The sequence below is a fragment of the Tropicibacter oceani genome (assembly GCF_029958925.1).
In the GTDB taxonomy this organism is placed as follows: Bacteria; Pseudomonadota; Alphaproteobacteria; order Rhodobacterales; family Rhodobacteraceae; genus Pacificoceanicola; species Pacificoceanicola oceani.
On the sequence record NZ_CP124616.1, the window covers coordinates 3,434,493 to 3,459,127 of the forward strand.

Consider the following 24,635-nt stretch of genomic DNA (forward strand, 5'->3'; position numbering starts at 1 on the left):
GATGTTTTCAAGATACAAGAAGCCTTCGCTCAAAGACGCCTCGCCGGTTGCGGCCGCAGCGGCCCCCGCGGCCGCCGCGGCCGCCGCATCCACGCTGCCGGCTGTGAAACCGAACGTATCCTCGAACGCGCCGACCGCGGCGCGCAAGGTCAAGGTCAGCTCGGCCGCGCCTGCCCCGCAGGACAAGGAAAAAAAGCGCAAGGAGCGCCTTTCCGAGGTCAAGCTGGAATTGCACCGCGCCCTGCTGGACAACCTGAACCTGGCCGCCATCGACCAGGCCGGAGAGCTTGAGCTGCGCGAAGAGATCAACGCCATCGCGACGGAATCGCTGCAGGAACGCGGCATTGTCCTGAACCGCGACGAACGCCGCGCGATGATCAACGACCTTTATGACGAGGTGAAGGGCCTGGGCCCGCTGGAAACCCTGCTCAAGGATGAAACGGTTTCCGATATCCTGGTCAACGGCCCCCACCAGATCTTTATCGAACAAGAGGGCAAGCTGTCCCTGTCGGACGTCACCTTCAAGGATGAAAAGCACCTGATGCGGATCATCGACAAGATCGTGTCGGCCGTGGGTCGCCGTGTCGATGAAAGCAACCCTTACGTCGACGCCCGTCTTCAGGACGGATCGCGTTTCAACGCCATGGTGCCGCCGATCGCCATCGACGGCAGCCTGGTGTCCATTCGTAAGTTCAAAAAGGACAAGCTGGGCATCGACGACCTGGTGAATTTCGGCGCCTTTACCGAAGAAATGGCCGTCTACCTGCAGGCCGCCGTGGCCACGCGCCTGAACATCATCGTGTCAGGCGGTACGGGTTCGGGTAAAACGACCACGCTGAACGCCCTGTCGTCTTTCATCGACGACAGTGAACGCATCCTGACGATCGAGGACACGGCCGAACTTCAGCTGCAGCAGACCCACGTCGGCCGCATGGAAAGCCGCCCGCCCAACGTCGAAGGCAAGGGCGCGGTCACCCCGCGCGACTGCCTGAAGAACGCCCTGCGGATGCGCCCCGACCGGATCATCGTCGGCGAAACGCGCGGCGAGGAAGTCATCGACATGCTGCAGGCCATGAACACCGGCCACGACGGTTCGATGACCACAATCCACGCCAACAGCGCCCGCGACGGTGTGGCGCGTCTGGAAAACATGATCGCCATGGCCGGGATCGAGATGCCGCTGAAAGCGGTGCGCTCGCAGATTTCCTCGGCTGTGAACCTGATCGTCCAGGCCAGCCGTTTGCAGGACGGCTCGCGCCGGATGACCTCGATCACCGAGATCACCGGCATGGAAGGTGACGTGATCTCCATGCAGGAAATCTTTCGCTTCCAGCGGGTTGGTCTGACCCCCGAAAACAAGATCATCGGCCATTTCACGGCCACGGGCGTGCGCAGCCACTTCTCGGAACGTTTCCGGATGTGGGGCTATGACATTCCTGCCTCGATCTACGAACCCTTCAGACCGGAGTAATACACAATGCTCAGCGCACAACCGATCATCTATGGCATGATCTTCATCGCAGTGCTGGTTCTGGTCGAAGGGGTCTACCTGGTCGCCTTTGGCAAGAACATCAGCCTGAACAACAAGGTCAATCGCCGGCTCGACATGCTCGACAAGGGCGAGGGCCGCGAGGACGTGCTGGCCAAGCTCCGCAAGGAGATGGACCAGCACATGAATTCACGGTCGCTGCCGCTGTACGCGATCCTGGCCGACAAGGCGCAAAAGGCGGCCATCGCCTTTACGCCGCAGCAGCTGATCATGGTCATGGCCGCGGTCAGCGTCGTGGCCTTTCTGGGCCTTTCCATCGGCACCGAGGCCGGTTTCGCCGTGCGCCTGTTGATGGGCACGGCCATGGGGGTTGGCGGTGTCTACCTGTGGGTCAACCACAAGGCCAAGAAACGCCTGTCGATGATCGAGGAACAGCTGCCCGACGCGGTCGAGCTGATGGTGCGGTCGCTGCGCACCGGCTATCCCTTTACCTCGGCCATTTCCATCGTGTCCAAGGAAATCAAGGACCCGCTGGCCACCGAATTCGGCATCATCGCCGACGAGGCAACCTATGGCCGCGACATCGGCGAGGCCCTGAAACACATGGCCGAACGTCTGGACATGCAGGATTTGCGCTTTCTCGCCGTGGCCGTCGCGATCCAGCAGCAGGCCGGCGGCAACCTGGCCGAGATCCTCGAAGGTCTGGCCAAGGTGATCCGCGCGCGGTTCCGCCTGTTCCGCCGGGTCAAGGCCATCACCGCCGAGGCGCAGTGGTCGGGCAAGTTCCTGTCCGCCTTCCCGCTGGGCGCGCTGGTCTTCATCCAGGTGGCCAAGCCTGACTACTACGACGAGGTGCTTGATCACCCGTGGTTCATTCCCGCCTGTATCATCGTGGGGGTCATGCTGGTGCTGAACATGATCGTCATGAAGGCGCTCGTTAACATCAAGGTCTGAGGTATCGTTCCCATGTTTGACCAACTCAACACGATGATCACCGGAATGCTTGGCCCTGCGGGTCCGCTGATCGTGGTCGCAGGTCTGGCGGTTCTGATGATCCTTGCCACGATCCCGATGCTGCTGAATTCCAAGCCCGATCCGATGGACAAGCTTCGTCAGACCGGGCAGGAAAAGATGAACGCGGACACCCGCGCCATCCTGCGCGACAAGAAACGCAACGACAAGCTGAACAAATACGCCCAGTTCCTTGAACCGCAGGACGAAAAGGAACTGTCCGACATCCGGATGAAGCTGCTTCAGGCCGGCTATCGGACCAAGGACGCGGTGCAGATCTATTACTTTGCGCAATTCGCCCTGGGCCTTGGCCTGCTGGCCTTGGGCGTGGGTTATTTCCTGTTGTTCGTCGATGGCGCCAGCGCCACCATGCAGCAAAAGCTGATGTATATCCTTGGCCCCGGCGCCGCGGGCTACATGGCGCCCAAGTACTGGATCACCAAGCGGGTCGAAAAGCGCAAGGAAGAGATCCAGTCCGGCTTTCCGGACGCGCTGGACATGATGCTGGTCTGCGTCGAGGCGGGCCAGTCGATGGACCAGTCCATCGTCCGCGTGTCCAAGGAACTGCGCGCCTCTTACCCGGCGCTGGCCGATGAATACGAAATCATCGCCCACGAAATGAAGGCCGGCAAGGACAAGAGCCAGGTTCTGAACGACATGTCCGAACGCTGCGGCGTGCAGGATGTGTCCAGCTTCGTGACCGTGCTGAACCAGGCCACGACCTTCGGCACCTCGATCTCGGATGCGCTGCGGGTCTATGCAGGAGAGATGCGTGACAAAAGGGTCATGCGCGCCGAAGAAAAAGCAAACCAGTTGCCGACAAAGATGACCTTGACCACTATGATGCTGACAGTGCCGCCGCTGCTGATCATCCTTGTGGGTCCTTCGGCCGTCGGCATCACGCAGATGGGAAGTATCGGGCAATAATCCATGAAGCTGATCCACCTTGGGTCCGTTCTATCGCTGATCGTCCTGGCCGCCTGTTCTTCGGGCGGCCTTGGCGCGTCTGACGACAGTCCCTATGCCCCCGCGCTGGACCCGCGCGGCGAGGCAGTGGACGGGCTGCTGGTCGGGCATCGGCTGATGGAGGCGGGCGAACATGATCTCGCGCTCGAGGCCTTTACCCGCGCCGCCGGCACCCGCGGCATGACCAGCGAGGTGCTGACCGCGCTGGGGTCGGCCAACCTTGCGCTGGGGCGGCTGAACCAGTCGGAAAAGCTGCTGCGCCGCGCGATCGAAGCCGAAGGCGACTGGCCCGAAGCCTGGAACAATCTGGGCGTCGTGCTGATCGAGCGTGGCAAAATTGCCGAGGCCGTCGAGGTATTTCGCCGGGCCTATGCACTCGACAATGGCGAAAGTGACTCAATTCGGGACAATCTGCGCTTGGCACTCGCAAAATTGGAAAATTCCGATTATGATGAGGACCTGAAACAAGAATACAAACTCGTACGGCGCGGAAGCAGCGTGTTTCTGATCGTGCCGACAAGCGGGTAAAAGAGGCAGAGCAGCATAAGGACGCAGGAAACATGCGCCATCCCATAGTTGTGACCCTGGCCGTGGCAGGCTTTGCCGCGTTGTCGGCCTGTGAGAAAGGCATCGACAAGGACGCCGTCGATCGCGAATTCCAGGGCGTGAATGTCGTCGACGAAACCAACCTGAACGACGTCATGCTGACCGTGGGCGACCCGAACGAGGCCGTGGCCTATTTCCAGCGTGCCCTGTCGCAGGATCCCGGCCGCATCGACCTGATGCGCGGACTGGCGATTTCCCTGGTCAAGGCCAAGCGCATCACCGAGGCCAAGATCGCCTGGGCCAAGGTGGTCGACCACGAAAGCGCCACCAATGACGACCGGGTCGAACTGGCCGATGTGCTGATCCGCTCGAACGACTGGCCGGCCGCCGAAAAGGTGCTGGACGCCATTCCCCCGACCCATGAAACCTTCAAGCGGTACCGGCTCGAGGCGATGATCGCCGATGGCAACAAGGAATGGAAAAAGGCCGACAGCTTTTACGAAATCGCCGTGGGCCTGACGACGACACCGGCGAACGTGCTGAACAACTGGGGCTATTCCAAGCTGACGCGCGGCGACTATGCCGAAGCCGAGGCGATGTTCTATGACGCCATCCGCCGCGACCGCAACCTGTTCACCGCCAAGAACAACCTGATCCTGGCGCGCGGGGCGCAAGGCAATTACACCATGCCCGTGATCCCGATGAGCCAGGTCGAACGCGCCGAGTTGCTGCACACCCTGGGCCTGGCTGCGGTCAAACGCGGCGATGTCGAGATCGGCAAGGGCCTGCTGCGTGAAGCCATCGACACGCATCCCCAGCACTTTGACAGCGCCGCGCGCTCGCTCAAGGCGCTGGAATCCTCGGTGACCAACTGACGCCCCCGGCCGCGAGGACGACATGCATATCCCGGCTTTTCAGGCGACGCTTTTCGCGATCCTCGTGGTACCGATCTGCATTCTGACCTTCTATGTCGACATGCGATCGAAAAAGATCAGCAACCTGACGGTCTGGGCGCTGTTCCTCAGCTTTGTCGCCATCGGCGTCTTTACCATGCCGCTGATCGATTTTGCCTGGCGCTTTGTCCATTACGCGGTGGTCTTTGCCTATGGGCTGCTCTTGTGGTTCTTTCGGCAGATCGGCGCGGGGGATGTGAAATTCGCCGCCGTGCTGGCGCTGTTCATCCATGCTGGCGACATCCGCCTGATGCTGCTGATTGCCGCCGCCGCCATGGCCGCCGCGACGCTGACCGTGCTGGTCACGCGCTGGACGCCGCTGCATCGCCTGGCCCCCGAATGGAAAACCTGGAAAGGCGCCAGCGCCGATACCGCAGAGTCGGTCGGCAAGGGCAAGCGGTTCACCATTCCCATGGGCACCGGCTTTGCGCTGATGCTCAGCACCTACCTGATCATGGGCATTTTCCTGGGCCGCTGACACCCCGCGCCCCGACGCGGACCAGGCTTTCCGGCAAAGACCCTGTTCGCCCCTTGCCCCGCAACTTCCCCCGCTCAGTCAACAATCTGCCACAAACCGCTGTCATCGTTCCTGCAAACAATCAGGGCAGATACGCGTTATGAATATGCAGACCAGCGCCGTCATGGCGCCCCCGTCCCCCAAAACCCTGGACGAAGTCGGCCTGTCGCTGGTGATGATCCGCGACATCGTGCTGAAAACCCTTTTCCGCAAGAACACCAACGTGGTGACCGAACTGGCCAAGGCGATCTGCCTGCCTGTTCCGATCACCCAGGAAATCGTCGACATGGCCCGCGGCCAGGGCCTGCTCGAGGCGATGGGCACCCTGGGCGCCGGCGGCACCGTCAGCAGCGAAATGCCCTATCAGCTGACCGATACCGGCAAGGCCCGTGCGCTGGACGCCCTGGCGCAGTCCGAATACTTTGGCCCGATGCCGGTGCCGCTGGATGTCTACCGCGAACAGATCCAGCGCCAGTCGATCCGCAACATCCAGATCACCCGCGACCAGCTGACCGGCGCCATGGGCCACCTGATCCTGCCCGACGACCTGATCGCCAACCTTGGCCCCGCCGTCAGCTCCGGCCGCTCGATCCTGATGTACGGGCCTCCGGGCAACGGCAAATCCTCGATCTCGAACGGTATTCGCGATGCCATGGGCGACAAGATCTATGTGCCCCGCGCCATCGAATATTCCGGTCAGGTGATCACCGTCTACGACCCCATCGTGCACACCAAGGCCGAGGCCGACACCGAAAACCCCAACGGGCTGCGCCGCACCGCGCGCTATGATCGCCGCTATGAACTGTGCGCCCGTCCCACCGTGATCACCGGGGGCGAGCTGTCCCTGTCGATGCTGGATCTTGTCTACAACCCCACTGCGCGCACCTACCAGGCGCCGCTTCAGCTCAAGTCCACCGGCGGCATCTTTATCGTCGACGACCTTGGCCGCCAGGCCGAACCGCCGCAAAAGCTGGTCAACCGCTGGATCGTTCCGCTGGAAGAAAACAAGGACATCCTGGCCCTGCAATCGGGCGAAAAGTTCGAGGTGCCCTTCGACACGCTGGTGATCTTTTCCACCAACTTCCACCCGAACGAGATCTTTGACCAGGCCGCCCTGCGCCGGATCTTCTTCAAGATCAAGATCGGCGGCCCCGGCCAGGAGGATTTCCTCAAGATCTTTGCCCTGGTCGCCCGCAAGAAGCGGATGCAACTGGACGAGGCCAGCCTGGTCCATCTGCTCAAGAACAAATATCCGACGATCAACAATGTCTATGCGAACTACCAGCCGGTGTTTCTGATCGACCAGATGATTGCCGTCTGCGATTTCGAGGGCATCCCCTACAAGATGACCCCGGACCTGGTCGACCGGGCGTGGGACAACATGTTCGTCAAGGACGAGATCATCGTGAAATGATCGCAGCTGCGCGCCTGGCCCGATATGGCCATGGCGCGGGCCAGCGTGCGGGCCCTTGCCGGGCCCTTTGCCCGGCGCGGAAGCGGCCGCATTTGCACCGATGGCACGGCCGATGTGCACAGGCGCGGCCCTGTCCCGGGGCATCCGAAATTTTCACAGAATTTGCCCTTGACGCCCCAGACCCTGCACAGTAATCAGCGGCCTCACAGTGGAACGGCGCGGTAGCTCAGTTGGTTAGAGCGATCGACTCATAATCGATAGGTCGGGAGTTCAAGTCTCCCCCACGCCACCACTGTTTAATCCCCCAAAATCGACGACTGGCGGAACGCGGCGACCCTATGGGTCGGGCGGCAGATCAGACAGGGTGGCCAGCAGGTCCAGAAGATGTTCGTAATCTTCGTTGCCCAGCCGCGCCTTGAAGCCTTCGACAATGCGCACCGCCTGGGCATGGTTGTCCGTCAGGATGCGCTGCCCTTCCGGCGCAATCGCCAGCAACTGGCGGCGACGGTCCTGCGCGTCCTGCGCCATGTCGATCAGCCCCTTGTCCGCCATCGTCCGCGCGATCCGCGTCAGGCTGGGCAGTAACAGGCAGGCGCGCTCGGCCACCTGGCTGGCGTCCAGCGGACTGGTTTCCGCCAGCACCCGCAAAACGCGCCATTGCTGTTCCGTCACACCGGTATCCGCCAGCATGTGGCGGATCGGGGCCATGATGTTTTCCCGTGCCCGCATCAACGCGATCGGCAGCGAACGCGCAGTCCCGGGAAGATCAGGCGGCTGGGCCATGGGGTTTCGGCGCTCCTTCATAACACTTGCCATGTTAAATAAAAACATTGACTCCGCAAGTGGGGTGATTTTACTTAACATCGCAACTGTTTCCCGTGGGAGGGGGGGCGATGCCGCATTTTCAGATCGACTATTCCGGCAATCTTGAAACCGTCGTGGACATGGCCGCGTTTTGCGAAACGATCCGCGCCTGCGCCGCGCGGATCGAAACCTTTCCGCTGGCCGGCATCCGGGTGCGGGCGGTGCGGGTCGATCATTGCGCCCTGGCCGATGGCAACCCCGCGCATGGGTTCATCGACATTTCCATCCGCCTGCGCGCGGGGCGTCCGCGGGACGTCAAGGCCGAGGCGACCCAGCGCATCTTTGACGCCGCGCAGGGCTTTCTGGCCGATGCGATGCAGACCCATTCCATCGCGCTCTCGCTGGAGATGCGCGACATCGACCCGGATCTGTCGCCGAAAACCGGCACCATCCGCGATCACATGAAAGGCTAGGCCATGACCACGCTTGACGACAATCTGGCAAAGCTCGACGCCCTGCTGGTGCGCTTTCGCAAGGACGGCATTCGCAACCGGATCAACGGTCAGGATGTGGGCGGCGCCCTTGGCCGTTTCCAGACCATCTCTCCGATCGACAAATCGGTGATCTGCGACGTGGCGCGCGGTGATGCGGGCGACATCGACGATGCCGCGCAGGCCGCCCATGCCGCCTTTGCGGACTGGCGCGACATGCCCGCCAGGCAGCGCAAGTCGATCCTGCTCAACGTCGCGGCGGCCATCGAATCGCGCGCCGAAGAAATCGCCCTGTGCGAATGCCACGACACCGGGCAGGCGTTGAAATTCATGTCCAAGGCCGCCCTGCGCGGCGCCGAGAATTTCCGCTATTTCGCCGCCCAGATCGAAAGCGCGCGCGACGGGCGCAACCTGCCTTCGCCGACCTTGATGAACATCACCACCCGCACACCGATCGGCCCGGTTGGCGTCATCACTCCCTGGAACACCCCCTTCATGCTGTCCACATGGAAGATCGCCCCGGCCCTCGCCGCGGGCTGCACCGTGGTCCACAAACCGGCCGAGGACAGCCCCCTGACCGCCCGCCTGCTGGTCGAAATCGCCGAAGAGGCGGGCCTGCCGCCGGGCGTGTTGAACACCGTCAACGGCTTTGGCGAAGACGCCGGAAAGGCGCTGACCGAACACCCGCTGATCCGCGCCATCGCCTTTGTCGGCGAAAGCCGCACCGGCAGCCTCATCACCAAGCAGGGGGCTGACACGCTCAAACGCGTGCACCTGGAACTGGGCGGCAAGAACCCGGTGATCGTCTTTGACGATGCCGATCTGGACCGCGCGCTGGATGCGGTGATCTTCATGATCTACTCGATCAACGGCGAGCGCTGCACATCCTCAAGCCGCCTGCTGGTGCAGGACTCCATCCGCGAAACCTTTGAGGCGCGGCTGATCGAACGGGTGAACCGGATCAAGGTCGGCCACCCCCTGGACCCCGCAACCGAGGTCGGTCCGCTGATCAGCAAGGCGCATTTCGACAAGGTCACCTCCTACTTCGAAACCGCCCGGCAGGACGGCGCCACCATCGCCGCGGGCGGCACCCTGCCCGATGACACCGGCTATTACGTCCGCCCGACCCTGTTCACCCATGCCACCAACGCCATGCGCATCGCCCGCGAGGAAATCTTTGGCCCGGTGCTGACCTCGATCCCGTTTTCCAGCGAAGACGAGGCGCTGCAGATCGCCAACGATACGCCCTACGGGCTGACCGGATATGTCTGGACCAACGACCTGACCCGCGCCCTGCGCTTTACAGACCGGCTTCAGGCCGGGATGATCTGGGTCAACAGCGAAAACGTGCGCCACCTGCCCACCCCCTTTGGCGGGGTCAAGGCTTCGGGCATCGGGCGTGATGGCGGCGACTGGTCGTTCGACTTCTACATGGAACAAAAGCACATCGGCTTTGCCACCGGCGCGCACAAGATCACGCGCCTTGGCGTCTGAGACAGTTAGGATCCCCCATGCCCATTCCCGCGCCCAACCTTTACCCGCCCTTCAACATCGTCCGTCTCAGCCATGTCGAATACGGCGTGACCGATCTGGCGAAATCGCGGGCCTTCTACGTTGATATCCTTGGCCTTCAGGTCACCGACGAGGATGATCAGACGATCTATCTGCGCGCCATGGAGGAACGCGGCCACCATTCCATCGTGCTGCGCAAATCCGAAACCGCCTGCGCCCGCGATCTGGGCTTCAAGGTCTTTGACGAACAGGGGCTGGACGCCGCCGCCGCCTTTTTCGACCAAAAGGGGCTGGGCGTGCAATGGGTCGACCGCCCCTTTCAGGGCCGCACCTTCCGCACCCGTGACCCGCATGGCGTGCCGCTGGAATTCTACACCAGGATGGACCGCCTGCCGCCGATCCACCAGCAATACGCGCTGTACCGGGGCGTCAAACCGCTGCGCATCGACCACTTCAACTGTTTCTCGCCCGACGTCGACGCCAGCGTGGCGTTTTACAACGAACTGGGCTTTCGCGTCACCGAATACACCGAGGATGCCGAAACCGGCCGGCTTTGGGCCGCCTGGACCCACCGCAAGGGCGGCGTGCATGACATGGCCTTTACCAACGGGCTTGGCCCGCGCCTGCATCACACGGCCTTTTGGGTGCCGACCCCGCTGAACATCATCGACCTTCTGGATTTGATGAGCACCACCGGCTGGCTGCCCAACGTCGAACGCGGCCCCGGGCGGCACGGCATTTCCAACGCCTTTTTCCTGTATGTCCGCGACCCCGACGGCCACCGCATCGAAATCTATTGCTCGGACTACCAGACCGTCGACCCCGACCTGGAACCGATCAAATGGGATCTCAAGGACCCGCAGCGCCAGACCCTGTGGGGCGCGCCCGCGCCGCGCTCCTGGTTCGAAGAAGGTTCAACCTTCGAAGGCACCACCCCGGTGCCCGCCACCCTGAACGCCACACCCATCGTAGCGCCGTGAGGATCAGATGAACTGGGATGACTTCGCCCAATGGGGCGCAAAGATCGCCGATTGGGGCGCCGACTATCACAAGACGCTGCGGGATCGCCCCGTGCGCCCCGCCGTCAAACCCGGCGAAATCATCGCAAAGCTGCCCGCATCGCCCCCCGAATCCCCGGAAGGCATGGAGCAGATCATGCAGGATTTCGAACGCGTCGTGATGCCGGGCCTGACCCATTGGCAGCACCCGCGTTTCTTTGCCTATTTCCCGGCCAATGCCGCGCCGCCCTCGATGCTGGCGGAAATGCTGGTGACCACGCTGGCGCCGCAATGCATGCTTTGGCAGACCTCACCGGCGGCGACCGAAATGGAAATCCGCATGCTGGACTGGCTGCGGCAATCCATCGGTCTGCCGGATGGCTTTTCCGGCGTCATCCAGGACAGCGCCTCTTCGGCAACGCTTGCCGCCGTTCTGGTGATGCGCGAACGCGCGCTGAACTGGCAGGGCAATCAAAAGGGTCTGGCTGGCGGGCCGACCCCGCGCATCTACTGCTCGGACCAGGTGCATACCTCGATCGACCGGGCGGCCTGGGTGTCGGGGATCGGGCAGGACAACCTGATCAAGATCCCCACGGTCAAGGGCGACCCCCTGCGCCGCATGGATACCGGGGCGCTGCAGGCCACCATTGCCGCCGACCGCGCCGCCGGCCACCTGCCTGCCGGTCTGATCGGCGTGACCGGTGCCACCGGCATGGGCGCCTGTGACCGGATCAGCGATCTGGCCGCCATTGCCCGGGCCGAAAACCTGTACCTGCATATTGACGCCGCCTGGGCCGGTGCGGCGATGATCTGCCCTGAATTCCGCGCGCTGTGGGACGGGATTGACCTGGCCGACAGCGTCGTGTTCAACCCGCACAAATGGCTGGGCGCGCAATTCGACTGCTCGGCCCATTTCATCCGCGACCCGGATGCCCTGCGCCAGACGCTGGCGATCCGCCCCGAGTATCTCAAGACTCACGGCCATTCCGATGTCACCGATTATTCCGAATGGTCGATCCCGTTGGGCCGCCGGTTCCGCGCGCTCAAACTGTGGTTCCTGATCCGCAGCTATGGCCTGAGCGGCCTGCGCGCGATGATCCGCAATCACGTGAAATGGTCGCAGGACCTGGCCGGGCGCCTTGCGGCCGAACCCGATTTCGAGATCACCAGCCAGCCGATTCTGTCGCTGTTCACCTTCAAGCGCAAAGGCGACACCGACCAGCAGACCCAGGCCCTGGTCGAGGCGATCAACGCCGACGGCCGCATCTACCTGACCCAGACCAAGCTGGACGGGCAGACCGTGATCCGCTTTCAGGCCGGCGCCTTCGGGACAGAGGAACGCGACGCCCACACCGCCTTTGACACCATTCTGGAAATCGCGAGGACCGCGCCATGATGTCCCCCCACTTCGTCACCTTTACCGCGCAGGGACGCCAAAGCTATGGGCTGCACACCGGCAGCGGCGTGATCGACCTTGGCCCCGGCAACCCGCAGCTGCCCAGCTTGCGCGACGTGATCACAGCCGGAGCGCTGAAAGAGGTGTTCCTGCAAGGCGCGGGCCGCGCGGACGATTACAGCCTGGATCAGGTCACGCTAGAAATGCCGATCCCCAACCCCGGCAAGATCCTATGTGTCGGGGTGAACTTCCCCGACCGCAACGCCGAATACAAGGACGGCAGCGCCCAGCCGCAATACATGTCGCTGTTCCCGCGCTTTGCCAGCAGCTTTACCGGCCACGACCGCCCGCTGATCCGCCCGCCCGAAAACCACACGCTGGACTACGAAGGCGAGGTCGCCGTGGTGATCGGCAAACCCGGCCGCCGGATCAAGGCACAGGACGCCTATGACCACATCGCCGCCCTGACCCTGTGCAACGAAGGCACGATCCGCGATTGGGTGCGGCACGCGAAATTCAACGTCACGCAAGGCAAGAACTGGGACAATTCCGGCGCGATGGGCCCTTGGCTGGTGCCCTTCACCAACCCCGCGCAACTGGACGGCGCGCGCATCGTGACCCGCGTGAATGGCGAGGTCCGGCAGGACGACAGGCTGGAGCGGATGATCTTTCCGGTGCGCGAACAAATCGCCTATATCTCGACCTTCACGACGCTGCAGCCCGGCGACATCATCGTCACCGGCACCCCCACCGGGGCGGGCGCGCGCTTTGATCCGCCGCGCTACCTGGCGCCCGGCGATGTGGTCGACGTGACGGTTGAGGGCATCGGCACCCTGCGCAACACCGTCCAGGACGAAGCGATATGACCCCCGACCAGCACCGCGCCGCCGCCAGCGATCTTTTGCAGGCCGAACGGTCAGGGCAGCAGATCGGCCTTTTGTCGCGCCGCTTTCCGGACATGACCATGGATGACGCCTATGCGGTGCAATCGGCGCTGATGGCCGCCAAGCGTGAGGCCGGGCGCAAAGTGATCGGCTGGAAGATCGGGCTGACCTCAAGGGCGATGCAATCGGCCCTGGGCATCGACATTCCCGATTCAGGGGTGCTGTTCGACGACATGGTCTTTGCCAATGGCGGAACCGTTCCGGCGGGCCGCTTCATCCAGCCGCGCATCGAGGCCGAGATCGCCTTTGTGATGAAGGCCCCGATCGCCGGGGACACTGTCACCCGCGATCAGGTGATCGCCGCAACCGACCATGTCGCCCCCGCGCTGGAAATCCTCGACACCCGGATTCTGCGCAAGGACCCCGAAACCGGGCGCGCGCGCACCGTCATGGACACGATCAGCGACAATGCCGCGAACGCCGGTATCGTGCTGGGCACGGCGCGGCATGGCGTGGAGGCCTTTGATTTGCGCTGGGTCGGCGCGATCACCCGGCGCGATGGCACGGTCGAGGAAACCGGACTTGGGGCGGGGGTGCTGGACGATCCGGTGCAAAGCGTGGTCTGGCTGGCCCGGCGCATGGCGCACTATGGCCAAAGGATCGAGCCGGGGCAGATCATCCTGTCGGGCAGCTTCATCCGCCCCATCGAATGCCCGCCCGGCAGCCATGTGCAGGCCGATTTCGGCGCCTTCGGCAACGTCGACATCCGCTTTGCGTGACGCGCCGAAAGGGAGAATGCGTTTTCAGCCTGAAAACGCATTCTCCCTCAGGCCGGTTCAACAGGCGGCGGTCACGATGATTTCCACCCGGTACTTGGGCGCCGCCAGCCTGGCCTCGCCGCAGGCGCGTGCCGGGGCGTGGCCGGCGGGCACCCAGGCATCCCAGACCGAATTCATCTCGGCGAAATCGGCCATGTCGGCCAGCCAGATCACCGCCTGCAACATCTGCTCCTTGGACGATCCCGCCTTGGCCAGGGCGGCCTCGACATTGGCAAGGCAGTCGCGGGTCTGGTCGGCCACCGTGGCCCCCTCTCCGACCTGGCCGGCCAGGTAGGCCACGCCGTTGTATTTCACCACCTGGCTCATTCTTGTGCCGGTCTCGATCCGCTCAATCATCTGGTATCTCCCGTTTGCGATTGCGCCACCCTTGCAGAGGACGCGGCCAAAGGGAACACCGCAGCGCCCGGCGGTGCCAGAACGCTCTGCGGATCAACGATGTTCAGCAATCCAGGGCCAGCGCCCGGCGCACAGTCCAGACGGTCAGACCAGGCCGCGATCCCGGGCGATCATCGCCGCATGGGTCCGGTTGCGCGCCTGCAGCTTGCGGCTCAGCGTCTTGACGTGCAGCTTGACCGTGACTTCCTGCAGATCAAGGTCGCGGGCGATTTCCTTGTTGGACTTGCCTTCGCAAATGCCGCCCAGCACGTCGGTTTCGCGCCGCGTCAGCACCTTGGCCTCGGCGCCTTCGCCGCGCATAAATTCCAGCGGAGCATAAATTTCACCGGCGGCCATGAAACGGGCGGCGGTCAGCAGGCTGCGGGCAGAGAGTGTCTTGGGGATAAAGCCCTGCGCGCCGGCCTTCAGCGCCGCCTCGGCGACGCTGCGCGACGCGGTGCCCGACAGGATCGCCACGGGCCGGTCCTCGTTGGCGCGGCGCATTTCCGCCAGTCCTTCAAGTCCGTTCATCCCCGGCATCGAATAGTCCAACAGCACCAGGTCGAAACTGCCGGTATCCCTGGCGGCCTGAACCGCGTCTTGCAGGGTGGCAACGGCCAGGACCTCTTCGATATCCGTACCATCAAGATAGGCCGCGATGGTTTCGCGGACCAGATCGTGATCATCTGCTACCAGAATTCTCATATCGCGGTTACGGGCCTCACCCTTCGGAAGTCGATCTTTTATCCCGCTTTGGCGCGGCATACCATCCCTGTTTGAACCATACACCAAAGAATAGGTGTGTTTCGATCCTCGGGCAGATGTGTAAACTCAACCTGTGACTTGCCCGTTAAAGGACGCCGATGCCTGCAGTAGAACCTTCAAGCATCTGTGCCATAAGTAATTCGAAAGCTGCCTTTATGATGTTGCCGACTGCATTGCTCAAGCTGACCGCCCTGTCCGCCATCTGCCTGGCGGGACTTGCCACCGGGGTCCGGGCCAACAGCCCGCTGCCCGTCCCGCAAGGGCCGGTGGTCCTTCGGGTGCATGGCCATGTCCCGGTCACCAATGTTGGCGACGAGGCCTTGTTCGATCTTCAGATGCTGCGCGACCTGCCGCGCGCGACCATCCGGACCAGAACCATCTGGACCGTGGGCGAACAGGAATTCTCGGGGCTGTGGCTGAAAACCCTGGTCGAACGCCTGGGGATCGAGGAAGGATCGCTGGATGCCAGCGCCCTGAACGAATACATCATCGAAATCCCGCTGTGGGACGCTGTGGACGAAGGCGCCCTGATTGCCTATGAAATCGACGGCAGGGCAATGTCGGTTCGCGACAAGGGGCCCTTGTGGGTGGTCTATCCCTATGACGCCAACTCCGACTACCGCAGCGAGGTCTATTATGCGCGCAGCATCTGGCAACTCGACACCATCGAAGTGCTGCAATAGGCGGCGCGCCGGGCAGCGCCCCTGATGCGGCGCGGTACCCTTCTCAGGGTCGTGCTGCCCAGCCTGGCGCTTGCCCTGTTCATGGCCGTGATCGTCACGCTGGTGCTGGACGTGCGGCGACAGTTGCAGCGGCTGGATACCGCAGCATCCGAGGCGGTGCTTTGGGCCCTGACCCAGGCCGAACTGGAGGCAAGCCGGCTCGAGGCAACGACCCTGCGCGCGATCAATGACCCCGAGGTGCCTCTGGTCGAAATCCGCACCCGGTTCGACATCTTCTACAGCCGCACCGATGTCCTGGTCGCCAGCGCCAATTACGCCGAGCTGCGCAATGGCGATGAAACCGGCGCGGCCTTTGACGCGGTGCTTGGCTTTCTGGATCTGTGGACTGACGTGATCGACGGGCCCGACAGCGCCCTGCGCGCGGCGCTGCCCGCCCTGGCCACCGCCGCCCGGGACATGCGTGAACAGACCCGCGTACTGGCGCTGAACGGCATCACCGTATCAGCACAACAAAGCGCCGAGCAGCGCGCCAGCGTTGCCCAGACGCTGGTCCGCATCGCCTGGCTGACGCTTGTCCTTGTCACCATCTTGTTGATCCTGCTGGTGTTTCTTGTCCGCCTTGCGCGATTCCGCGAAAGCCAGTCGCGCCGCAACCGCGATATCCGAAAGCGCATCGAAACCATCATTGCCACCTCGCTGGATGCGGTGATCGTTATCGACCGCGACGGCCGGATCGTCGATTACAACGGCGCGGCCGAATGCATCTTTGGCCATCCGCGCGATGCCGCCATCGGCGCCGACATGGTCGACCTGATCGTACCGCCCAAGTACCGCGCGGCGCACAACGCCGGCATGGCCCGGCACCTGATCACCCCAAAGGCCCACCCGATGGCCCGCGAGGTCACCCAGCTGGAAGCCATGCGCAAGGACGGCAGCCTGTTTCCCGTCGAAATGTCGCGCTCCAGCGCCATGACCCCGCAGGGCGAATTGTTCGTCGCCTTCATCCGCGACATCTCGGACCAGGTGCAGGCAGAAGACGAATTGCGCAAGGCCCGCGACCGCGCGATCGCGGGCGAAAAGTCCAAGGCCCAGTTGCTGGCCGTGATGAGCCACGAAATGCGCACACCGCTGAACGGCATCCTTGGCACGCTGGAGCTGATGGACACCCAAGGGCTGGCCAAACGTGACAATTACTACCTGGGGATCATCCGCAATTCCGCCAACATGCTGCTGGACCAGGTCAACAACGTTCTGGACATCTCGCGGCTGGACGCCGGCAAGATGCAGACCGAACGGCGGCGCTTTGACCTGATCGCCCTGGTGCAGGACATGATCGACAGCCAGATCGGCGCCGCGGCCGCCAATGGCAACAGCCTGACCCTGAAACCGCCCAGCCCCGCCCTGCACGAAGCCTACAGCGACCCCGGACGCCTGCGGCAGGTGCTTTTGAACCTGCTCAGCAATGCCATCAAGTTCACCCAGAACGGCCAGATCACCATCGAAATGGAATGCGTCGATGGTCTGGACGAGGTCGAGATCCGCGTCATCGACACCGGCATCGGCATCAGCGAAGAGGACCTGGACCGGATCTTTGGCGATTTCGTCACGCTCGACGCCTCTTACCAGCGGCGCAGCATGGGCACCGGCCTTGGCCTTGGCATTTCCGAACGGCTGGCCAAGGCGCTTGGCGGCACTCTTGGCGCCGAAAGCGAACCGGGCGAAGGCAGCGTTTTCTGGTTGCGCCTGCCTCTGGCCGCCCCCGAAGGCCGCGCCCGCCTTGCCCTGCCCGATCAGGCCAGCGGCCCCGAAACCCGCACCGACATTCCCGCGCTTGACCTGCTGATCATCGAAGACAACGCCGTCAACCGCCTGATCCTGCGACGCATGCTCGAAGGCGATGGCCACCATGTGACCGAGGCCTTTGACGGCACTCAGGGTGTAAACGCCGCCCGGGAAACCAAGTTCGACGCGATCCTCATGGACATCTCGATGCCCGGTGTCGACGGGCTGGAAGCGACCCGCAACATCCGCGCCGGCGACGGCCCGAATGCGCGCACCCCGATCATCGCCACCACCGCCCATGCCCTGCCAGAAGAGCTTCAGGCCTTTTGCGATGCCGGCATGTGCGACGCGCTGGTCAAACCCATCACCCGCCCCGCCCTGCGAAAGGTCCTGCAGGATGCGCTGACCGGCAAACGGTCGCGGACCCCGACGCCGCAGCCCAGCGCCCAGCACACGCCGATCGTGGATTTCGCACATCTGGACGGGCTGCAGCAGGATCTGACCGAAGCGCAGCGGCGCGCCGCGGTCGCGACCTTCGCCGCCGAGATGGAGGCCTTTCTGACCCCGGCGACCCTGCAGCGCGCCGCGCAGGATCAGGCCCGCGAAGCGCACCGGCTGGCCGGATCGGCGGGGGTTTTCGGCGCCTTGCAATTGGCCGGACAGTTGCAGAGTTTCGAATTGCAGCCCGGCGGCAGCCCCGAACAGGCGCGCGCCGATCAGTTCGAACAGGTGCGCGATTGCTGGCGGCAGACCCGCGCCACGCTGGGGGCCGCCGGACTGATGACTGCTGATCCGCTGGGGCAATAGCGCTTTTGCAGCGGCGCACCAGATGGTTTAACTATCCCGCAAAAGCCAGGGAAGACCGCGATGACCAATGTTCTGTATGATCGTTTGCTGGGCCGCCACGCAGGCAGCAAGGCGCCGTTCCTGTATCAGCCGGACGGCACCATTCTTGACTATGGACAGTTCGTCGACCGGGTGGCGCAATTTTCCTGCGCAGTGCGCACCGCCGGGTTGGAGCCGGGCGACCGTCTGGCACTGCAGGTCGACAAATCGCCCGACGCGCTGGCGCTGATCTTTGGCTGCATTCAGGCGGGCATTGTGTTCCTGCCGCTCAACACCGGCTATACCGCCGATGAAATCGCCTATTTCGTCGAAAACTCCGGCGCGCGCCTGCTGGTCTGCGACCCCGCCCGCGCCGACGCGCTGACCCCTGTCGCCCTTGCCGCAGGGGCCGCGATCCAGACGCTGGGCCCGGACGGTCAGGGCACCCTGCCCGCGCTTGCAGACACGCTGCCGCCTGCCTTTCAAACGCAACCGCGCGGCCCGGACGATCTGGCCGCCTTCCTTTACACTTCGGGGACGACGGGCCGGTCCAAGGGCGCGATGCTGACGCAGGACAACCTGTTGTCCAACGCCCTGACGCTGGTCGATCACTGGCGCTTTACGGACAAGGATGTGCTGCTGCACGCCTTGCCGATCTTTCACACCCACGGGCTGTTCGTGGCGACAAACGTGATCCTCGCCGCCGGGGCCTCGATGGTGTTCTTTCCCAAGCTGGACCCAAGGGCCCTGCTGGACTGGATGCCGCGCGCCACGACCCTGATGGGCGTGCCGACCTTTTACACCCGCCTGCTGGATGAACCTGGCTTTGACCGCGCCGCCTGCGCCTCGATGCGGCTGTTCATCTCGGGCTCGGCCCCGCTGCTGGCCGAAACCCACCGCCAGTTCGAAACCCGCACCGGCCACCGCATCCTTGAACGCTATGGCATGACCGAAACCAACATGAACACCTCGAACCCCTACGACGGCGAGCGCCGCGCAGGCACCGTGGGGCTGCCCCTGCCGGGGGTGCAGGTCAAGGTCTGCGACGATCAGGGCAACGAATTGCCAAGGGGCGAGATTGGCGTGCTCGAGGTGCGCGGCCCCAACGTCTTCAAGGGCTATTGGCAGATGCCCGAGAAAACCGCCGAAGAACTGCGCGCAAACGGGTTTTTCATTACCGGCGATCTCGCTACACAGGGGGCCGATGGCTATGTCACCATCGTCGGGCGCGGAAAGGACCTGATCATTTCGGGCGGCTACAACATCTATCCCAAGGAAATCGAAAGCCTGCTGGACGATCAGCCCGGCGTGCTGGAAAGCGCCGTGATCGGCGTGCCGCATCCCGATTTCGGCGAAAGCCCGGTTGCGGTTCTGGTCGCCGAAAAAGGCGCCGCCCCGGACCTGAGCCAGATCGAGGCCGCGATTACCAAGGCGCTGGCCCGTTTCAAGCACCCCAAACGGATCTTTGTCGTCGACGCCCTGCCCCGCAACACCATGGGCAAGGTGCAAAAGAACGTCCTTCGCGAGACCTATCAGTCCTTGTTCACCGGGGCCGCGCCATCGGGCTGAGGCGGGACAATCTCGCCGACCGACAACACCGGCGAGGCATCCAGCTTTTCCGCGTCCAGCATCGAGGCGACGCGTTCGAGGATCGCCACGGTCATTGCCTGCTCCCAATCCTCAAGCGCCTCGAATTGCTGGACATAGCGCTGTTGCAGGGCGTCGGGGGCGCCCTTGACCTTGTCCCGGCCCAGATCGGTCAGGTGCAGGTTGGTCTGCCTGCGGTCCACCTCTGACCGCTTGCGTTCCAGCATGCCGAATTTTTCCAGCTTCTTGATCAGCGCCGACACCGTCGCCTGCGTCACCCCCATGCGCATGGCGATTTCCGTCGGCGTGGCATGGCCCTGTTCCGCGACGATCTGAAGGACGCGCAATTGCACGGCCGTCAGCCCCGCCTCTTGCGCGAGGCGACGACCAAAAAGTTCGGTCGCGCGCATGATCCTGCGGATCGCAACAAGGCTTTCATCGGTACGGTCCATGGGTCCCTCCGGGCGTGGTTCGTCAATCTACTCCGGGAAATGGCGCGGCGACAAGCGCCGCAAAACTGCGTAAACCTAACCACTTTGACATCAACCTTGGCCACTTCCGGCTACTTCACTTAGCCCTACACAGTGAAAACCCGCAAAAATTCCCCCTTTTTTACAGAAAACTGGCAAAACCGCGCGCAGCGGGGAACCAATAACTGCTTCGCTGGTTGAAGTATCACCACGAACCATTATACTTAGTAAAGCGAAACAATAAGCGAGCCCCCAAGGTGACCACCCTTCACGACCTTTCCAACCCATCCACCCTGACCTTACGCAAACCCGTCCGCGAGGACGGCGCGGCCATCTGGGATCTGATCCGCAGCTGCAAGCCGCTGGATGAGAATTCGATGTATTGCAACCTGCTGCAGGCCGACCACTTTCGCGACACCTGCGTGGTGGCGCATCTGGATGGGCAGATCGTTGGCTGGGTCTCGGGCTACATCCTGCCGCATGACGACGACACCCTGTTCGTCTGGCAGGTCGCGGTGTCGGAACAGGCGCGCGGGCACGGCCTGGGTGGGCGCATGCTGGCCCACCTGCTAGAGCGCGAGGAATGCCGCGACGTGCATCGCCTGCAGACCACGATCACCAGGGACAACGATGCGTCGTGGGCGCTGTTCACCCGCTTTGCGCAAAAGCGCGGCGGACAGGTGGACGACCACGCCCATTTCACCCGCGACACGCATTTTCGCGGCGAACACGACACCGAACACATGGTGACGATCACCCTGCCCGCCGCCCTGCGCCGCGCGGCCTGACCCGCCATTTCCCGCAATTCAGTCACGGGACCGCCCCCCGGCGGCCCCGCGCACCCCCTTTATGACCGGAGCTTTCCATGACGACGACAACGAACCTGAGCATCTACACCCGCCGCGAATCCGAAGCCCGCAGCTATTGCCGCAGCTTTCCCACCAGCTTTCAGCGCGCCAAGGGGTCCGAACTGTGGGACGCCAAGGGCAACCGCTATATCGACTTTCTGGCCGGCTGTTCGTCTCTGAACTACGGCCACAACGATCCCGACATGCAGGCCGCCCTGATCGAGCATATCCAAAGCGATGGCATCACCCACGCGCTGGACATGCACACCGAGGCCAAAGGCGCCTTTCTGACCGCCTTCGAGGAGATCATCCTCAAACCGCGCGGCATGGACCACAAGGTGATGATGACCGGCCCGACCGGCACCAATGCCGTCGAGGCCGCGATCAAGCTGGCCCGCAAGGTGACCGGCCGCAAGAACATCATCAGCTTTACCAACGGCTTTCACGGCATGACGCTGGGCGCGCTGTCGTTGACCGGCAACGCCGGCAAACGCGCCGGTGCGGGCACCGATCTGGATGGCGTCACGCATATGCCGTTCGAGGGCAGCCTGGGCGATGTCGACACGCTGGCGCTGATCGAACAGATGCTGGCCAACCCCTCGTCGGGGATCGACGCCCCCGCCGCCTTCATCTTTGAACCGGTGCAGGGCGAAGGCGGGCTGAACGCCGCCTCGGACGCCTGGATGCAGGGCATCGCGCAGCTGGCCAAGGAACACGGCGCGCTGCTGATCGCCGACGACATTCAGGCCGGCTGCGGGCGCACCGGCAGCTTTTTCAGCTTCGAGAAGGCCGGGATCGACCCCGACCTGATCCCGATGGCGAAATCCTTTGGCGGCATGGGTCTGCCCTTTGCGGCCCTGCTGGTCAAACCCCGGCTGGATATCTGGAAGCCCGCCGAACACAACGGCACCTTTCGCGGCAACACCCATGCCTTTGTCACCGCCCGCGTGGCGCTGGAAAAGTTCTGGAAGACCGATGATTTCCAGCGCGACCTGGCCGAAAAGGCGCTGCAACTGACCAGCGGCCTGCAGGCCGTGGCCGACATGATCCCCGGCGCGACCCTGAAAGGGCGCGGTTTGATGCAGGGCGTCGACGTCGGCAGCGGTGATCTGGCGACCGAGATCTGCGCGCGCTGCTTTGACAAGGGGCTGATCATCGAAACCTCGGGCGCAGGCGACGAAGTCGTCAAGGTGCTGGCGCCGCTTACCACCTCTTCGGCGCTGCTGCGCGAAGGGCTGGTGATCCTGCTGGCCGCCACCGAGGAAACCACCAAAACAACACGCATGGCAGCGGAGTAACCCCAATGATTGTCCGTGATTTCAACAAGATCGTGAAAACCGACCCGGCCCGCGTCGTCTCAGACGCGCAGTGGACCAGCGTGCGCATGCTGCTGGCCGATGATGGCATGGGCTTTTCCTTCCACATCACCACCCTGCAGGCGGGGTCGGAACATACCTTTGAGTACAAGAACCACTTTGAAAGCGTGTACTGCATGCAGGGCAAGGGCTCGATCACCGATCTGTCCACGGGCGAGACGCACCAGATCACGCCCGGCGTCATGTACGCCCTGAACCTGCACGACCGTCACATCCTGCGCTCCGAAGAAGAGCTGGTCATGGCCTGCTGCTTCAACCCGCCGGTGACCGGCACCGAAGTGCACCGCGAAGATGGCTCCTATGCGGCCCCGGACGAGGGGTAAGACAGTGAAGGATTTCAACAACCATACCGTCGAAAAGATCGGCGGCACCTCGATGAGCCGCCTGCCCGACCTGCTGGACCCGCTGTTTCGCGCCGCTGATCCGGACTACAACCGTGTTTTTGTCGTCTCGGCCTTTGGCGGCATCACCGACCTGCTGCTGGAACACAAGAAAACCGGCGAACCCGGCGTCTATGCCCATTTCGCCGACCAGACCGAGGATCACGGCTGGCACGCCGCCCTGTCGCGCGTCGAAGAGGCGATGCGCAAGGCGCAGGACGCGGTGCTGACCCATCCCGCCGACCGCACCGAGGCGCGCGATTTCCTGCGCGAACGGCTCGAAGGCGCGCGCTCCTGCCTGATCGACCTGCAACGCCTGTGCTCCTACGGCCATTTCCGCCTGTCGGAACACATGGGCCTGACCCGCGAACTGCTGTCCGGTCTGGGCGAGGCGCATTCCGCCTTTGTCACCACGCTGCGCCTGCGCCGCACCGGAGTGAACGCCCGCTTTGTCGATCTGTCGGGCTGGCGCGACGACCGTGAACTGACGCTGGAACAACGCATCCGCGACGGGCTGAGCGACATCGACCTGACCCGTGAAATGCCCATCGTCACCGGCTATGCCCAGTGCACCGAAGGGCTGATGGCCGAATTCGACCGTGGCTATTCCGAGGTCACCTTCAGCCAGATCGCCGCCCTGTCAAAGGCGCGCGAGGCGATCATTCACAAGGAATTCCACCTGTCCTCGGCCGATCCGAAACTGGTGGGCACCGCGAATGTGCGCAAGCTGGGGCACACCAACTATGACGTCGCCGACCAGCTGGCCAACATGGGGATGGAGGCGATCCACCCCACCGCCGCCAAGGCGCTGCGCCAGTCGCAGGTGCCCCTGCGCATCACCAATGCCTTTGAACCGGACGACCCGGGCACCCTGATCGACGAGGCCGAGGCCCAGCAGGGCGTGGCCGAAATGGTCACCGGCCTAAAGGTGCACGCGCTGGAGTTGTTCGAACAGGACATGGTCGGCGTCAAAGGCTATGACGCCACCACGCTGGACCTGCTCAAACGCTTTGACATCCGCATCGTGTCGAAAACCTCGAACGCCAATACCATCACCCACTACGTCGACGCGCCGCTGGGCCGCGTGCGCCAGGTGGTGGCCGCGCTGAACAAGGTCTACCCAAGCGCCGAGGTCCACATCCGTTCCGCCGCCATCGTGTCGGTCATCGGCCGCGATCTGCGCGGGCTGCACGTGCTGGAACGCGGGCTGGCCTGCCTGCGCGAGGCCGGCATCGACGTGGTCAGCGCCCACCAGACCACGCGCACGGTCGACGCCCAGTTCGTCATCGCCCGTGACGATTTCGACGCCAGCGTCAAGGCGCTGCATGATCGCTTCATGGGCCGCGCCACCCGGCTGAAGTCCGCCGCCTGACGCGACCTTGCGACCAGACACCCACGCCCCGGTCCGCACAGACCGGGGCGTTTCTTGTGTGCTCGCGCCAATCTGCCCGCACTCCCCAAGTGATCCGCTGATTTCGCTGTGCTGAAGGCAGGATTTCTACTATAAATCACAGCGTTGAGGATGATGAAGGGCGCGTTTCGGCGTTTGTCGGAGCGCCAATTTGTACAAAGGGCTTGATCGAACTGTAATCGTCACCAAGCCTTTCCCTCGCGTGTGATTTAACTGGGGGACATCTTCATGACATCAGACAATTGGGGCGCACACACGCATGACGTGAGAGCGTTGGCTGCCGAGTATTGTCCGAGGCCACCGTCGGCGCACT

At 63.4% G+C, this 24,635-nt stretch carries 24 protein-coding genes and 1 tRNA gene; 21 read left to right on the forward strand and 4 right to left on the reverse strand.

The genetic code is table 11. From position 1 onward, the window contains the following. The first annotated feature begins 1 nt into the window (after window position 1). The 8 genes from QF118_RS16525 to QF118_RS16560 all read left to right on the forward strand — a co-directional run bounded on the left by QF118_RS16525 (window position 2) and on the right by QF118_RS16560 (window position 7,188). Window positions 2–1,471, forward strand: a complete 1,470-nt coding sequence (locus QF118_RS16525; protein WP_282300143.1) for a TadA family conjugal transfer-associated ATPase — start codon at window positions 2–4, stop codon at window positions 1,469–1,471. A 6-nt stretch (window positions 1,472–1,477) separates the two neighbouring features. Then, window positions 1,478–2,443 (forward strand): type II secretion system F family protein, encoded by a 966-nt coding sequence (locus QF118_RS16530; protein ID WP_282300144.1) that lies wholly within the window; start codon window positions 1,478–1,480, stop codon window positions 2,441–2,443. A 12-nt stretch (window positions 2,444–2,455) separates the two neighbouring features. Continuing rightward, window positions 2,456–3,427 (forward strand): type II secretion system F family protein, encoded by a 972-nt coding sequence (locus QF118_RS16535; RefSeq protein WP_282300145.1) that lies wholly within the window; start codon window positions 2,456–2,458, stop codon window positions 3,425–3,427. Window positions 3,428–3,430: 3 nt separating this feature from the next. Beyond that, window positions 3,431–3,994, forward strand: coding sequence for a tetratricopeptide repeat protein (locus QF118_RS16540; protein ID WP_282300146.1), 564 nt, complete (start codon window positions 3,431–3,433; stop codon window positions 3,992–3,994). Window positions 3,995–4,026: 32 nt separating this feature from the next. Continuing rightward, window positions 4,027–4,887, forward strand: a complete 861-nt coding sequence (locus QF118_RS16545; protein ID WP_282300147.1) for a tetratricopeptide repeat protein — start codon at window positions 4,027–4,029, stop codon at window positions 4,885–4,887. A 22-nt stretch (window positions 4,888–4,909) separates the two neighbouring features. After that, the gene (locus tag QF118_RS16550) at window positions 4,910–5,443 is read left to right on the forward strand and encodes a prepilin peptidase (protein ID WP_282300148.1); all 534 of its coding nucleotides are present in this window, start codon (window positions 4,910–4,912) and stop codon (window positions 5,441–5,443) included. 139 nt (window positions 5,444–5,582) lie between these two features. After that, window positions 5,583–6,896, forward strand: a complete 1,314-nt coding sequence (locus tag QF118_RS16555; RefSeq protein WP_282300149.1) for a DUF8689 domain-containing protein — start codon at window positions 5,583–5,585, stop codon at window positions 6,894–6,896. 215 nt (window positions 6,897–7,111) lie between these two features. Next, a tRNA-Met gene (locus tag QF118_RS16560) sits at window positions 7,112–7,188 on the forward strand. A 44-nt stretch (window positions 7,189–7,232) separates the two neighbouring features. Here the strand turns inward: QF118_RS16560 and QF118_RS16565 are convergent. Next, window positions 7,233–7,625, reverse strand: coding sequence for a MarR family transcriptional regulator (locus tag QF118_RS16565; protein ID WP_317133883.1), 393 nt, complete (start codon window positions 7,623–7,625; stop codon window positions 7,233–7,235). Between the two features lie 164 nt (window positions 7,626–7,789). Between QF118_RS16565 and QF118_RS16570 the strand changes: the two genes are divergently transcribed. The 6 genes from QF118_RS16570 to hpaH are packed head-to-tail and all read left to right on the forward strand — an operon-like array spanning window position 7,790 to window position 13,760. Beyond that, entirely contained in the window at window positions 7,790–8,173 is a 384-nt protein-coding gene (locus tag QF118_RS16570; RefSeq protein ID WP_282300151.1) for a 5-carboxymethyl-2-hydroxymuconate isomerase, read from the forward strand. Between the two features lie 3 nt (window positions 8,174–8,176). Further along, the gene (gene hpaE, locus QF118_RS16575; protein ID WP_282300152.1) at window positions 8,177–9,685 is read left to right on the forward strand and encodes a 5-carboxymethyl-2-hydroxymuconate semialdehyde dehydrogenase; all 1,509 of its coding nucleotides are present in this window, start codon (window positions 8,177–8,179) and stop codon (window positions 9,683–9,685) included. A 17-nt stretch (window positions 9,686–9,702) separates the two neighbouring features. After that, complete coding sequence (hpaD, locus tag QF118_RS16580; RefSeq protein WP_282300153.1) at window positions 9,703–10,683, forward strand: 3,4-dihydroxyphenylacetate 2,3-dioxygenase; 981 nt, start codon at window positions 9,703–9,705, stop codon at window positions 10,681–10,683. Between the two features lie 7 nt (window positions 10,684–10,690). Next, window positions 10,691–12,097 carry a pyridoxal phosphate-dependent decarboxylase family protein gene (locus QF118_RS16585; RefSeq protein ID WP_282300154.1) on the forward strand — a complete coding sequence of 469 codons (1,407 nt, stop codon included), beginning with the start codon at window positions 10,691–10,693 and terminating at the stop codon, window positions 12,095–12,097. Further along, window positions 12,097–12,963 (forward strand): fumarylacetoacetate hydrolase family protein, encoded by an 867-nt coding sequence (locus QF118_RS16590; protein WP_282302504.1) that lies wholly within the window; start codon window positions 12,097–12,099, stop codon window positions 12,961–12,963. Before QF118_RS16585 ends, QF118_RS16590 begins: the two co-directional genes overlap by 1 nt. After that, window positions 12,960–13,760 (forward strand): 2-oxo-hept-4-ene-1,7-dioate hydratase, encoded by an 801-nt coding sequence (hpaH, locus tag QF118_RS16595; RefSeq protein WP_282300155.1) that lies wholly within the window; start codon window positions 12,960–12,962, stop codon window positions 13,758–13,760. The genes QF118_RS16590 and hpaH overlap by 4 nt, the downstream gene beginning before the upstream one ends. Before the next feature lie 57 nt (window positions 13,761–13,817). Here the strand turns inward: hpaH and QF118_RS16600 are convergent, their stop codons facing one another. Then, window positions 13,818–14,156: a RidA family protein gene (locus QF118_RS16600; protein ID WP_282300156.1), complete on the reverse strand. Its 339-nt coding sequence runs from the start codon at window positions 14,154–14,156 to the stop codon at window positions 13,818–13,820. 144 nt (window positions 14,157–14,300) lie between these two features. Further along, window positions 14,301–14,900, reverse strand: a complete 600-nt coding sequence (locus QF118_RS16605; RefSeq protein WP_282300157.1) for a response regulator transcription factor — start codon at window positions 14,898–14,900, stop codon at window positions 14,301–14,303. Window positions 14,901–15,115: 215 nt separating this feature from the next. On the opposite strand from QF118_RS16605, the gene QF118_RS16610 reads away from it, so the two are divergent. Genes QF118_RS16610 through QF118_RS16620 form a run of 3 tightly spaced genes read left to right on the forward strand, consistent with a single transcriptional unit; the run spans window position 15,116 to window position 19,819 of the window. Beyond that, on the forward strand, window positions 15,116–15,643 hold the full coding sequence (locus QF118_RS16610; RefSeq protein WP_282300158.1) for a putative pterin-binding protein: 528 nt from the start codon (window positions 15,116–15,118) through the stop codon (window positions 15,641–15,643). Between the two features lie 24 nt (window positions 15,644–15,667). Continuing rightward, a complete protein-coding gene (locus QF118_RS16615; protein ID WP_282300159.1) occupies window positions 15,668–18,232 on the forward strand; it encodes a hybrid sensor histidine kinase/response regulator in 2,565 nt (854 codons plus the stop codon). A 60-nt stretch (window positions 18,233–18,292) separates the two neighbouring features. Beyond that, window positions 18,293–19,819: a malonate--CoA ligase gene (locus QF118_RS16620; protein WP_282300160.1), complete on the forward strand. Its 1,527-nt coding sequence runs from the start codon at window positions 18,293–18,295 to the stop codon at window positions 19,817–19,819. Here QF118_RS16620 and QF118_RS16625 read toward each other — a convergent pair. Beyond that, entirely contained in the window at window positions 19,783–20,289 is a 507-nt protein-coding gene (locus QF118_RS16625) for a MarR family winged helix-turn-helix transcriptional regulator (RefSeq protein WP_282300161.1), read from the reverse strand. The two genes, QF118_RS16620 and QF118_RS16625, sit on opposite strands and share 37 nt — an antisense overlap. Before the next feature lie 275 nt (window positions 20,290–20,564). Between QF118_RS16625 and ectA the strand changes: the two genes are divergently transcribed. From ectA to QF118_RS16645, 4 genes are all read left to right on the forward strand, one after another. Next, the gene (ectA, locus tag QF118_RS16630; protein ID WP_282300162.1) at window positions 20,565–21,095 is read left to right on the forward strand and encodes a diaminobutyrate acetyltransferase; all 531 of its coding nucleotides are present in this window, start codon (window positions 20,565–20,567) and stop codon (window positions 21,093–21,095) included. Between the two features lie 77 nt (window positions 21,096–21,172). Beyond that, on the forward strand, window positions 21,173–22,453 hold the full coding sequence (gene ectB, locus QF118_RS16635) for a diaminobutyrate--2-oxoglutarate transaminase (protein ID WP_282300163.1): 1,281 nt from the start codon (window positions 21,173–21,175) through the stop codon (window positions 22,451–22,453). A 5-nt stretch (window positions 22,454–22,458) separates the two neighbouring features. Then, complete coding sequence (locus QF118_RS16640; RefSeq protein WP_282300164.1) at window positions 22,459–22,854, forward strand: ectoine synthase; 396 nt, start codon at window positions 22,459–22,461, stop codon at window positions 22,852–22,854. Between the two features lie 4 nt (window positions 22,855–22,858). Further along, the gene (locus QF118_RS16645; protein ID WP_282300165.1) at window positions 22,859–24,283 is read left to right on the forward strand and encodes an aspartate kinase; all 1,425 of its coding nucleotides are present in this window, start codon (window positions 22,859–22,861) and stop codon (window positions 24,281–24,283) included. The last annotated feature ends 352 nt before the right edge of the window (window positions 24,284–24,635 follow it).

Bases quoted from the DNA above. Each gene is read 5' to 3' on its own strand.
- QF118_RS16525 (WP_282300143.1), top strand. From the start codon at position 2: ATGTTTTCAAGATACAAGAAGCCTTCGCTCAAAGACGCCTCGCCGGTT.
- QF118_RS16530 (WP_282300144.1), top strand. From the start codon at position 1,478: ATGCTCAGCGCACAACCGATCATCTATGGCATGATCTTCATCGCAGTG.
- QF118_RS16535 (WP_282300145.1), top strand. From the start codon at position 2,456: ATGTTTGACCAACTCAACACGATGATCACCGGAATGCTTGGCCCTGCG.
- QF118_RS16540 (WP_282300146.1), top strand. From the start codon at position 3,431: ATGAAGCTGATCCACCTTGGGTCCGTTCTATCGCTGATCGTCCTGGCC.
- QF118_RS16545 (WP_282300147.1), top strand. From the start codon at position 4,027: ATGCGCCATCCCATAGTTGTGACCCTGGCCGTGGCAGGCTTTGCCGCG.
- QF118_RS16550 (WP_282300148.1), top strand. From the start codon at position 4,910: ATGCATATCCCGGCTTTTCAGGCGACGCTTTTCGCGATCCTCGTGGTA.
- QF118_RS16555 (WP_282300149.1), top strand. From the start codon at position 5,583: ATGAATATGCAGACCAGCGCCGTCATGGCGCCCCCGTCCCCCAAAACC.
- QF118_RS16565 (WP_317133883.1), bottom strand. From the start codon at position 7,625: ATGCGGGCACGGGAAAACATCATGGCCCCGATCCGCCACATGCTGGCG.
- QF118_RS16570 (WP_282300151.1), top strand. From the start codon at position 7,790: ATGCCGCATTTTCAGATCGACTATTCCGGCAATCTTGAAACCGTCGTG.
- hpaE (WP_282300152.1), top strand. From the start codon at position 8,177: ATGACCACGCTTGACGACAATCTGGCAAAGCTCGACGCCCTGCTGGTG.
- hpaD (WP_282300153.1), top strand. From the start codon at position 9,703: ATGCCCATTCCCGCGCCCAACCTTTACCCGCCCTTCAACATCGTCCGT.
- QF118_RS16585 (WP_282300154.1), top strand. From the start codon at position 10,691: ATGAACTGGGATGACTTCGCCCAATGGGGCGCAAAGATCGCCGATTGG.
- QF118_RS16590 (WP_282302504.1), top strand. From the start codon at position 12,097: ATGTCCCCCCACTTCGTCACCTTTACCGCGCAGGGACGCCAAAGCTAT.
- hpaH (WP_282300155.1), top strand. From the start codon at position 12,960: ATGACCCCCGACCAGCACCGCGCCGCCGCCAGCGATCTTTTGCAGGCC.
- QF118_RS16600 (WP_282300156.1), bottom strand. From the start codon at position 14,156: ATGATTGAGCGGATCGAGACCGGCACAAGAATGAGCCAGGTGGTGAAA.
- QF118_RS16605 (WP_282300157.1), bottom strand. From the start codon at position 14,900: ATGAGAATTCTGGTAGCAGATGATCACGATCTGGTCCGCGAAACCATC.
- QF118_RS16610 (WP_282300158.1), top strand. From the start codon at position 15,116: ATGATGTTGCCGACTGCATTGCTCAAGCTGACCGCCCTGTCCGCCATC.
- QF118_RS16615 (WP_282300159.1), top strand. From the start codon at position 15,668: ATGCGGCGCGGTACCCTTCTCAGGGTCGTGCTGCCCAGCCTGGCGCTT.
- QF118_RS16620 (WP_282300160.1), top strand. From the start codon at position 18,293: ATGACCAATGTTCTGTATGATCGTTTGCTGGGCCGCCACGCAGGCAGC.
- QF118_RS16625 (WP_282300161.1), bottom strand. From the start codon at position 20,289: ATGGACCGTACCGATGAAAGCCTTGTTGCGATCCGCAGGATCATGCGC.
- ectB (WP_282300163.1), top strand. From the start codon at position 21,173: ATGACGACGACAACGAACCTGAGCATCTACACCCGCCGCGAATCCGAA.
- QF118_RS16640 (WP_282300164.1), top strand. From the start codon at position 22,459: ATGATTGTCCGTGATTTCAACAAGATCGTGAAAACCGACCCGGCCCGC.